This window comes from Pseudomonadota bacterium (genome assembly GCA_026388215.1).
Lineage (GTDB): Bacteria > Desulfobacterota > Syntrophorhabdia > Syntrophorhabdales > Syntrophorhabdaceae > JAPLKF01.
Window position 1 is genome coordinate 1 of sequence record JAPLKF010000062.1, and the last position, 10,820, is coordinate 10,820.

At 42.8% G+C, this 10,820-nt stretch carries 12 protein-coding genes; 3 read left to right on the forward strand and 9 right to left on the reverse strand.

What is annotated here, in order from left to right; genetic code table 11:
* The 3 genes from NTU69_04275 to NTU69_04285 form a co-directional block, all read right to left on the reverse strand.
* The coding region (locus NTU69_04275) for a hypothetical protein (protein MCX5802741.1) at positions 1–252 on the reverse strand (252 nt) is incomplete at its 3' end.
* Between the two features lie 232 nt (positions 253–484).
* Positions 485–1,000 (reverse strand): hypoxanthine phosphoribosyltransferase, encoded by a 516-nt coding sequence (gene hpt, locus NTU69_04280; protein ID MCX5802742.1) that lies wholly within the window; start codon positions 998–1,000, stop codon positions 485–487.
* Between the two features lie 10 nt (positions 1,001–1,010).
* Entirely contained in the window at positions 1,011–1,667 is a 657-nt protein-coding gene (locus NTU69_04285) for an MBL fold metallo-hydrolase (GenBank protein MCX5802743.1), read from the reverse strand.
* A gap of 122 nt (positions 1,668–1,789) precedes the next feature.
* On the opposite strand from NTU69_04285, the gene NTU69_04290 reads away from it, so the two are divergent.
* Entirely contained in the window at positions 1,790–2,473 is a 684-nt protein-coding gene (locus tag NTU69_04290; GenBank protein ID MCX5802744.1) for an MBL fold metallo-hydrolase, read from the forward strand.
* A 40-nt stretch (positions 2,474–2,513) separates the two neighbouring features.
* Here the strand turns inward: NTU69_04290 and NTU69_04295 are convergent, their stop codons facing one another.
* The 4 genes from NTU69_04295 to NTU69_04310 all read right to left on the reverse strand — a co-directional run bounded on the left by NTU69_04295 (position 2,514) and on the right by NTU69_04310 (position 7,381).
* Entirely contained in the window at positions 2,514–4,358 is a 1,845-nt protein-coding gene (locus tag NTU69_04295) for a UvrD-helicase domain-containing protein (GenBank protein MCX5802745.1), read from the reverse strand.
* Positions 4,309–5,580: an endonuclease Q family protein gene (locus NTU69_04300; protein ID MCX5802746.1), complete on the reverse strand. Its 1,272-nt coding sequence runs from the start codon at positions 5,578–5,580 to the stop codon at positions 4,309–4,311. The genes NTU69_04295 and NTU69_04300 overlap by 50 nt, the downstream gene beginning before the upstream one ends.
* A gap of 25 nt (positions 5,581–5,605) precedes the next feature.
* On the reverse strand, positions 5,606–5,947 hold the full coding sequence (locus tag NTU69_04305) for a cupin domain-containing protein (protein ID MCX5802747.1): 342 nt from the start codon (positions 5,945–5,947) through the stop codon (positions 5,606–5,608).
* A 111-nt stretch (positions 5,948–6,058) separates the two neighbouring features.
* Positions 6,059–7,381, reverse strand: coding sequence for a glutamine synthetase family protein (locus tag NTU69_04310; protein MCX5802748.1), 1,323 nt, complete (start codon positions 7,379–7,381; stop codon positions 6,059–6,061).
* 166 nt (positions 7,382–7,547) lie between these two features.
* On the opposite strand from NTU69_04310, the gene NTU69_04315 reads away from it, so the two are divergent.
* Both NTU69_04315 and NTU69_04320 read left to right on the forward strand, forming a co-directional pair.
* Positions 7,548–8,294, forward strand: a complete 747-nt coding sequence (locus tag NTU69_04315) for a hypothetical protein (protein MCX5802749.1) — start codon at positions 7,548–7,550, stop codon at positions 8,292–8,294.
* Positions 8,295–8,339: 45 nt separating this feature from the next.
* A complete protein-coding gene (locus tag NTU69_04320) occupies positions 8,340–9,491 on the forward strand; it encodes a pyridoxal phosphate-dependent aminotransferase (protein ID MCX5802750.1) in 1,152 nt (383 codons plus the stop codon).
* Positions 9,492–9,506: 15 nt separating this feature from the next.
* Here NTU69_04320 and cysK read toward each other — a convergent pair whose 3' ends face one another.
* Positions 9,507–10,370 carry a cysteine synthase A gene (gene cysK, locus NTU69_04325; protein MCX5802751.1) on the reverse strand — a complete coding sequence of 288 codons (864 nt, stop codon included), beginning with the start codon at positions 10,368–10,370 and terminating at the stop codon, positions 9,507–9,509.
* Between the two features lie 107 nt (positions 10,371–10,477).
* A partial coding sequence (locus NTU69_04330; GenBank protein MCX5802752.1) for a cytochrome b/b6 domain-containing protein occupies positions 10,478–10,820 on the reverse strand: 343 nt, incomplete at its 5' end.

Below are 10,820 nucleotides of genomic sequence, written 5' to 3' on the forward strand. Positions count from 1 at the left end.
GACCTTATTAATCGGGCGTACGTCTGGGAGTTCTTTTTTGACCTCAGCAATGGTGAAACCAAGCTTTTCCTGTTGAGTGATTATGACTGGAAGTCCAATGATATGAGAAAACCTTGCAAGTTGAACGACATTTTTAATCACTCCTTCTCTGTTAGTTATCACAGGTATCAGTTTATCCTGAATGTCAATTAAAACGAGTACACAATCTTCTCTCGTAATTAATTTTTGTTTGTCACCCGATTCATTTATCATTGGATAATAACCCGTTAGCTCTTCAACTTCTTAACCAACATCGCTACCCTTTTACCCAGCTTCTTTGCGTTAGAGATAGTTTTTCATTCACCTCTTTTACGCCTCTGGCTATTTCTTCAGCCAGCTTTTTGGTGTTTCCTGATCTTGAATAATACATTACCAGTACCTGTATATTTTACCTCCTTATTTTTCCAGCGAAAAACTTTCCATCTTAGAATCTGTATCGCGATTTTCAATCCCTTTCTACAACATATATTTCAGGAAGGTTTCTATACTGTTCGGCATAATCGATCCCGTATCCTACTATAAAACCATCATCAATGGTAAAACCTACATAATCGCCTTCTATCTCCACCTCCCTCCCGGCCCTTTTATCAACAAGGGCGCATATCCTTAGAGATTTTGGATTTCTCTTGAGCAGCATATTCCTTATGTATGTGAGGGTAAGACCTGAATCTATGATATCTTCCACAATCACAACATTTTCCCCTTCAATATTTTCTTCAATATCTTTTGTAATGGTGATTTTTCCCTTAGACTTCATATTGTATCCATACGATGAAGCCCTTATAAAGTCGATCTTTGATGGGTTGTTAATATATCGTATAAGGTCTGCTGTGAACATGAAAGAGCCCCTTAAGAGACATACGAATACAATCTTCTCACCCTTAAAATCCTTTTTGATTGATAATGCAAGCCTTTTTACCGCGTTCTTTATATCCTTTTTTGAAAATAGCCTTTTGAGCATCCAATATCACCTACAGGGCATATTTTAATACAATAATCTCCTGTGTTTTAGGCAGGGTGTCCTTTTTAACCTCAACCTCAGAAGATTTCAATTCCTTGACCACCTTTTTACCTTTTGTGAACTCTTCAAATTTCGAGATGGGGAAATTACATTTTTCTGTTTTATAGTGCATGGGTATTGTAATAGCCGGGCCTATATCATTCATAACCCTTGTAGCTTCCTTTGCATCAATTGTATAAAATCCGCCTACGGGCAGCAGTAATACATCAACCTTCCCTATGTTTTTAATGATATCCTTTTCAAGTGTATGGCCAAGGTCTCCCATATGAGCCAATATCAGCGCATCAGCATCAACCACAAATATCAGATTATGCCCCCTCTCCCTCCCCCCTGATGGGTCATGATGGGAAGGTATTGCCTTTATTTTAATATTCTTTACTTCATAAGCTCCCTCTTTATTAATGTGCTTAAAGTCCCCTTTTATACCCTTTGTATAGTTATGGTCATCATGATCATGGCTTGTAAGGACAATATCGGCCTCGTCTGTGATTTTGCCGTATGATAGGGCGCCACCAAATGCCCCTGACTTATAAGGGTCGATAATGATTTTCACCCCTTTTTCTGTAAATATATTAAATGCCGAATGGCCATACCATTTTATCTTCATATCCTTCCCCTCCTTTTCCTTGATAATACAATGCGGTTTTTAAGGTGTCAAGGGGTTGTGGTAATCGGTCCCCTTTTCACAGTCCTTAAAACGTGGTAATATCGTCTTGAAAGGGGAGAAAGATGGGACCAAGAGAGGTTGTGAAGAATATATATCTCATTGGAAATTCTGATATTACAGATGCAAAGGACTGTTCCATATACCTGCTGGATTTGGGGGAACTCGTATTAATCGATACAGGGGCGGGGACAAGTGTTGATAAGATTATTTCAAATATTGAGAAACTTGGGCTCGACCCGAAGAAGATTTCAACGGTAATCCTCACCCACTGCCATATTGACCATGTGGGTGGTGCAAACCAGCTTAAAAAGCGTTATGGTGCGCGCATTATCATGCATGAGCTTGACGCGGCTGTTGTGGAGAGAGGGGGCAACAGGATGACCGCAGCCTACTGGTACGGGGTAATTTTTGCCCCATTACCAGTGGATATGAAGCTTACAAAAGAAGAGGAACGGCTCAAAGTCAATGACCAGGAAGTGGTCTGCCTCCATACACCGGGTCATACCCCGGGGTCTATCTCCGTATATCTGGACCTGGGGGGAAAGAGAATCCTCTTCGGGCAGGACATTCACGGCCCATTCCTGCCGGAATTCGGCTCCAACATCTCCCGCTGGCAGAAATCGATGGAAAAACTTCTTGGACTGAAGGCAGATATACTCTGCGAAGGACACTTCGGGGTCTATCAGCCTAACGAAAAGGTGACCGAGTATATTGAGCGGTATCTCGACGAGTACGGGGAGCGATGAATACCAATTTCGAATTTCAAATTGCGAATTTCTGAATGCTTTAAAACAACTTTAACTGCTTGTCTTCTTTTGATTTCTTTGGCCTATCCGGTATTACCTTGATTTCCATAAACCTTTCAGGGATTTCATCGAGAAAAGGCGATGGAGATTGATCAAGTCTATTGCCGTATAAAAGCCTGCTTCTTGCATGTATGAAAAAAAGCTCTTCCTTTGCCCGTGTCATGCCTACATAGAAAAGCCTTCTCTCCTCCTCTATGTCAGTGGACTCCTTTGTGATGGTATAGGGTATCAAGCCGTCCTCAGTGCCCGCAATGAATACGACCATAAACTCAAGCCCCTTTGCCATATGTAATGTCATCAATGTAACTGCTTCTGCCCTCGGGTCAAAATCATCTGCAGGCGTGAGGAGACTTAATTCATTAAGAAAGTCGATAACTGTTCTGGTAGTATCAGTATTTTTACATAACATAGCGAAACTATTTAATAATTCAAAACTATCATCGTTACCTTTCACTTTCAATTCTTCAAAAGCCATCTTTAAAAACTCATCTATGGATGTATTTTTCAGAGGAGCAGGGTTATCCATCTTGCCTGCAAGACCCTTGAGGCGGGAAATAATATCCGCCGTTCCTTTTCTTTTCATGGTGTATCTCCCGCCTATCACCCGATAGGGAATGCCTGATGCAGTAAATGTCTCTTCTATTGCCTTCACCTGCGCATTTGTCCTGAAGACCACTGCGAAATCTGAAAAACCGTAAGAAGAGTCTTGAAAATCCTTTCTGTTTTTAGAATTCATTAACTTATAATGGCTTGTGCCGCCAATCTTTGCCTCTATTTCATCTACGATGAGTTCCCCTTCCGATCTTTCATCAGGAACAGAAACAACGGTAATCTGGGTGCCACCCTCTTTTACTGGATGGAGTTCTTTGTCTATCCTTTTTGCGTTGTGCTTGATCATGCTGTTTGAGGCATTGAGTATCATGCCTGTGGAACGATAATTGTGCGTGAGTGATATTGTCTTTGCACCCTTGAAATCTTTTTTAAAATTCAGGAAATTTTCTACATCAGCGCCCCTGAAGGCATAGATTGCCTGGTCAGAATCGCCTACAGCACATATCTTGGCGTCATCACCTGCTAAAAGTCTGAGGAGCTTATGCTGGGCTGGATTTATATCCTGGTATTCATCCACGATGATATACCTGAATCTTTCTCTGTACTTATCGAGCAGGACGCTGTTACCGAACATCACAATGGGTTTTAAAATGAGGTCATCAAAATCAAGAGCATTATTCTTTGAAAGCGATGATTGGTATTTGTCATAAATATCTTTAATTTCATCGCTGACACCTTCGATCAGGCTTTTTATTCGGGATATTCTATCGGCGACCTTCTGAACCTTCATTCCGGAATCTTTTAGTATTGATTTTAAAAGATTAAACTGCTCATCCCTGTTATATATGACAAAACTATCAGGAAGATTATCCCTTAAGATGTTAAGTCCAAGGAGGTGGAATGTTCCGATGAGCATATTGCCCGAGTTCTTTCCTAAAAGGGTTTCTGCCCTTTCTTTCATCTCCCTTGCGGCACGGTTGGTGAAGGTAACGGCCACAATGTTCCCCGGGGTTACCCCCCGATGAATCAGATATGCGATCCTTCTCACAATGGTTAGGGTCTTCCCTGTCCCGGGACCGGCAACAACAAGCACTGGTCCCTCAATGGCCCTCACAGCCTCTTTTTGAGCTTCATTCAAGCCATTGAATATCAATTCCTCAGAATTCATGCGTGAATCAATATCGGTGCGAACAACACCGTTTTTTTGAACTGCCCCTTTCTTTTTAAAAGAGTGTTGCCTGGCCTTTGATTTGCTTTCGCTCCGCTCCTTCAAAGATTTTTATCTTTCCAAATTCGCCATCAAAACCCGGGGTGATGTGGACATTCCCTTGGCGTACACGGGCGATTGCCTCTCTGATAATGGGGGATGCTACCCTTTCAATATCGGGAAGGGACGAATCCAGAAGGATTTTGAATTCGCTTCCGAGCCTTTGTATGAGCTTTTGATATTCTTGATCTACTGCCTTGCTGGCAACCCCGACCTCAAGGGTTTCTGCAAGGATTTCGGTTAAGGGGATTACGGAGTAAAAGGGCAGGGCGCCCTCCGGCTTGAAACCATCAACCCTATCTGCGAGTTTTTCAACCCTGTGCATGACCCCTACGGTAACCCTTCTCCCGCATTGAGGGCAGAGGTAGTTATGCCTTATTGTCTCCTTCGGAGAGAGGTTGACGCCACATACCCTGTGTCCGTCATAGTGGTATTTCCCTTCTTCAGGAAAGAATTCTATTGTTCCGATAAAGTTCTTTTTCGTTGTAATGGCATCCGCGATTGCGCTATAAGAAATATCTGTATCAAAGATATTTGCCTCCCTGCCCATCTTGGCGGGAGAATGGGCATCGGAGTTTGAAATCAGGGTTATCCTGTCAAGGGCAGACCACCTCCAGTTCATCGGTGGATCTGAAGAAAGCCCTGTCTCTATGGCATGGATATGCGGGGTGAATTCTTCAAAACATTCCTCAAGGGAATCGAATCCTGATTCTGCCCCGAATACGGAAAAATGAGGGGTCCATGCGTGGGCAGGGACAAACATAGCATGAGGGCATGTATCCATGACAATCTTCAGAAGCACCTTTGCATCGAGCCCGAGTATGGGCCTTCCATCGGATGCGAGATTCCCTATCCTTGACAGGGCGATGTTTATCTTTGCACAATCAATAAGGTCAGGCACATAAACAATGGAATGTATCTTCCGTGTCCTTCCATTTTTCTTGTAAATACAGCTTATCTCAGAGGAGAGCATGAAAAAGACATCAGCCCTTACTGAATCAGGGATATCCTTAGATTGAAATTCCTTTTTCAACCTGAATAAGCCGTCACCTGCAGGCTCAAGCCTTTCCGTAAGCTCCATGAGCCATGCGGGATGGGTAAAGTCCCCTGTGCCGACCACAGTTATGCCCTTGAGCTGCGCCCACCTCCATAATGCCTCCGGCGCCATGTCCTTGCTCGTTGCCCTTGAATATTTTGAATGGATATGGAGGTCTGCAATAAATCGCATGAGTATCTTGTCCTTATACTATTAATTAATGAGGGTATGCAGCAATAACTAAAACGATTGTCATGTCTTCTGTTGTGTTCTCAAGGCGATGAGGCTCGCCAACAGGAATCCATATGGCATCTCCTTCTTTTACTTCTTTTTCTTCGTCCCCCACCTTCATCAGCCCGCCTCCCTTGATGATTAGATATATCTCTTCCACCGGGTCTATGTGCTCCTCTAAAACATTTCCGGAGGGAAGCATCGCATAGGCGAGGAATTCTATGCCCTGCATGAATTCACTGGTAAGTACCATCCGTGCAACGCCACCACCGTGGGCGATGTATGTAGTCTTTAACACTTCGGGGTCATGTAGATTTCTCACTATCATATTTTTTACCTGTGGATAAAATCTTTAAGGGTTCAGGGGGTCATGGGTTCAAGTGGTTAAGTGGTTTCAAACCCTAGGACCCTGGAACCCTTGAACCCATGAACCCTGTCTTTACAGTATCGGCAGATATGTATCTGTCTCATATTTTGAAACGTGTGTCCTGAACCTGTCCCACTCTATCTTTTTGTTCTCTATCAGTTTTTCAAAAACGTGGTCACCGAGGGTATCCTTTATTAGTTTGCTCTTTTCTGCCTGCTCAATGGCTTCGTAGAGACTTCCCGGTAGAGATTCTATCTTGAGTTCCTTCCTTCTCTGATCTGACATTTCATACACATCTTCTTCTATAGGAACAGGCAAGGGATATTTGTTTCTGATCCCCTCAAGCCCTGCCCGGAGCATACATGCAAAGGCGAGGTATGGGTTACATGCAGGGTCAGGGCTTCTATATTCAGCCCTTGTTGCCTTCTCTTTACCAGGCTTATAAAGGGGGACTCTTACGAGTGTTGACCTGTTCCGCTTTGCCCACGAAATATAGACTGGCGCTTCGTATCCCGGAACAAGCCTTTTATAAGAATTTACCCACTGACTTGTGATAAGTGTGATTTCCTTTGCATGTCTTAATAACCCGGCAATATACCATTTTCCAATATTGGATAGGTAATACTTATCTTTAGCGTCAAAGAAGGCATTTTTATTGCCCTTAAAAAGCGATTGATGGACATGCATGCCACTTCCATTTACCCCAAATATCGGTTTTGGCATAAACGTGGCGTACACGCCGTATTTTCGAGCAACCTCTTTGACTACAATCCTGTAGGTTATTGTATTGTCCGCCATCCTCAGTGCTTCAGTATACTTCAGGTCTATCTCATGCTGGGAGGGCGCCACTTCGTGATGGCTGTATTCCACCTTTATGCCCATCTCTTCAAGCGTGAGTATCGTATCCCTCCTCAAATCCGTGGCTTCATCGAGCGTGGTTAGGTCGAAATATCCGCCCTTATCGAGTATCTCTGTATCCTGATCTGATTTAAAGTAGAAGTATTCAAGCTCAGGCCCGATGTTGAAGGTAAACCCCATATCTTTTGCTATCTTTAAGTTCCTCTTCAAAACATACCTGGGGTCACCCTTGTAGGGGTTACCATCCGGCTCATAGATATCGCAGAAAATTCTTGCAACCACAGCACTGTCTTTTGGCCTATAGGGCAGTATTACGAAGGTTGATGGGTCTGGTTTTGCAATCATATCGCTCTCATCTATTCGTGCAAATCCCTGGATGGAAGAGCCATCAAAGCCCATCCCTTCTGTAAGGGCACCTTCGAGTTCATCTATGGTAATACTGAAACTCTTTGCAAAGCCGAGTACGTCTGTAAACCATAGCTTAATAAACCTTACATCTTTATCGTGGGCAAGCTTAACAACCTCGTTTTTTGTCATTTTTAATCCCTCCGTAAGCTTTTATATGCATTGCACCCTTTCATTATGAACATATCCTTCAACAAAGTCAACGGTTTTCACTGCTTGAACAGCTGACAATCTATAATCATAGCATGCAATTGATAGGGCATTGACATACTGTGGGAAATTCTGCTACATTTCCAACATGCCTTTGAAGCGTTTTAACTGGCGAATCATCTTTGGTATATCGTTAAGCTTGCTGTCAGCCCTTTTATATTTCCTCCATTATGCAATTTTTAGAGATGCCCGACATATTTTCATTTATCTGTTAGGAGACATAGCCTTTATTCCTGTTCAGGTTCTCTTGGTAACTCTTATCATAGACCAGCTGTTAAAGGTAAGAGAAAAGCGCATAATGCTCAAGAAAATGAATATGGTTATAGGTGTTTTTTTCAGCGAGGTAGGGGTAGCCTTACTGAAGCACTTTTTTAATTTTGACCATAACCTTGATAAACTGCGAAGACACCTCATCTTAACCGATGACTGGTCAGGTAGACAATTTTTAAATGCCAAGAAACAGATAAAGGATTTCGACTATGGGGTTGAGAGTAAAAGGGGCGAGCTGGAATTGCTACGAAGCTTCCTTATCCAGGAAAGGATGTTTTTGCTTGGCCTTTTAGAGAACCCAAACCTGCTTGAACACGAATCCTTTACAGAACTCTTGTGGGCAGTGTTTCATGTTGCTGAGGAATTAGCGTACAGGGTTGATGTAAAACGGTTAACCGATCCTGATTATGCCCATCTATCGGGGGATATAAAGAGGGCATATGTTTTACTTATCACTGAATGGCTGGCATATATGCAACATTTGAAGGGTGAATATCCGTATCTTTTTTCTCTTGCAGTGAGGATAAACCCTTTCAACCCTCATGCCTCACCTGAGATTAAATAGGACATAGTATGCGCCGGAATCTGATAAAATAAGAGAGGGAAGGCCATGAAGATAACAGAGAGAGCAGAGAAGATCGCACCCTTCTATGTAATGGAACTTCTTGAAAAGGCGAAAGCGATGGAGGCGAGGGGCGAAGATATTATACATATGGAGGTGGGTGAACCCGACTTTGCAACCCCCCCATCCATAAAGGAAGAGGCAATAAGGGCGATAAGGGATAACCGTACATTCTATACACATAGCCTTGGGCTCCCTGAGCTAAGAGAAAAAATCGCTGAATATTATGAAAGGATAGAGCATGTAAGGGTTTCACCGGAAAGGGTTCTGATAACAAACGGAACATCAGGTGCATTCTTACTTTTATTCACCACCCTTCTTGAAAAAGGGAGGATTCTTGCTGTTTCCGACCCCGGCTACCCCTGCTACAGGAATTTTGGTACCCTCGTTGACGCTGAAATTCTTTCCCTTCCAGTATCAGAAAGTACGAGGTTTGAAATTACGGTGGAGTGTTTAGGAAGCACAGATGTAACCCCCCAATTGCTTATTATCTCCAATCCATCAAATCCAACTGGGGTTGTTTACAGAGAAGAAACCATATATGAACTGTATAAATTTATTTCTTCTAAGGGAAGTCAACTTATAGTGGACGAGATATATTCAGGACTCACATATGGAAGAAAAGCAAAGACCTCGCTCTCCATTTCAGAGGATGTAATAGTGGTAAATGGATTTTCGAAGGCCTATGCCATGACAGGGTGGAGACTGGGGTGGATGGTTGTCCCGCCAGCACTTGTGAGGCCCATACAGAAAATAGCCCAGAATGTCTTTATATCCCCTCCTTCTATATCCCAGTATGCTGCCATGTATGCCTTTGACGAAGCGGATGAACTTGAGAAGATGAGAAAGACCTATGAGGAGAGAAGGGACTTTATGCTTCCTCAATTAAAAGGACTTGGTTTTAGCATACCCGTGGATCCGGAGGGCGCCTTTTATATCTATGCAGGCATAGATAAGTGGGGGCTTGACAGCATGGAATTTGTGGAGAAGGCGCTAAGAGAGGCAAGGGTTGCCCTTACCCCGGGTTATGACTTCGGTTCTTACAAGGCGGGTTCCCATGTACGCTTTTCCTATGCAAACAACATGAACAGGCTGAAGGCAGGGTGTGAGAGACTCGAAAAATGGCTAAGAATCCTGTAAAACAATATACCCTTATTAACCATAACCCAGGTATCTTTCACCTCTATCTGGAAGGATAGTAACTACATTTCTGTATCTATCCCTCACCTTTGTTGCCACGAGAACGTTTGCCCCCGAGCTTATACCAACGAGTATGCCATACTTTCTTGCCAGGAGATCACCCATGGCTATGGCATCATTACTTTTTACCTTAACTATTTCGTCAATCAAATCCATGTGTTCCTGAACTATCTTCGGGATAAAGCCTTCGCCGATCCCCTGTATTTCATGAAATCCCGCCCTCCCACCAGACAGAACTGAGGACTCTTCTGGCTCAAGACCAATAATTTTAACATGAGGGTTTACCTCCTTTAGTGCCTGCGCAACACCTATCAGGGTTCCACCGGTCCCAATACCTGCAACAAAAGCGTCAACCCTTCCATTTGTTTCTTCTATAATTTCTTTACCCAATCCTTCCCTGTGGGCAGCTATGTTATCCGGGTTTTCAAACTGTTTAGGCAACCAGGCATCTGGATATTTTTTTATAATTTCATTGTACTTTTTTATAGCTCCAGCCATGTCTTCTTCAGCAGGGGTCAATATGATTTCTGCTTTAAATGCTTCCATCATATGCCTCCTCTGGAGGCTCATTGATTCTGGCATAATCGCTGTAAACCTATACCCCCTGTGGGCAGCAATCATAGCAAAGGCTATCCCTGTGTTTCCGCTCGTTACCTCTATTATTCTGCTTCCTGGTTTAAGCTTACCATCCTTTTCGGCCTTGTATACCATATAATGGGCCATCCTATCTTTGACACTTCCAGATGGATTTGTAGTTTCCAGTTTTGCATATATTTTTCCTATTTGAATGAGCGGGGTTTTCCCTATGGTACACAACACATCAGGGGAACACCTGATCTCGAAAGCGTCCTGTTTTTTCCTGTTGTTCCGTTTAATCTGTTTTATTATCGCTGTCTCCAGAGTTTCTCAATCTTGAACAGTTTATATTAATCCTTTTCCTCTTCATAACCGTTAAACATGGTTTTTATAAGTGAGAATACCCTCCTGCCGAGGGTAGACATATATATATGCACCAAAAGATATACAACAAAAAGATAACCAGTTACAACATGAATTGCATCAAGTACCCTGAGTCCCCCGATAATCTTTATATAGTTTAAAAAATACAGAACATCACTGAACATTATGCCTGTGATAATAATGACAGGCATAAGTACAAGCATAACGGAAAGGTATGTAAGTTTTTGGAGGGGATTAAATTTTTCATCTATGGATGGCGTGAAAGGATTTTTCATACCCCTAAACATATAAAATATATAGAATAAGGCC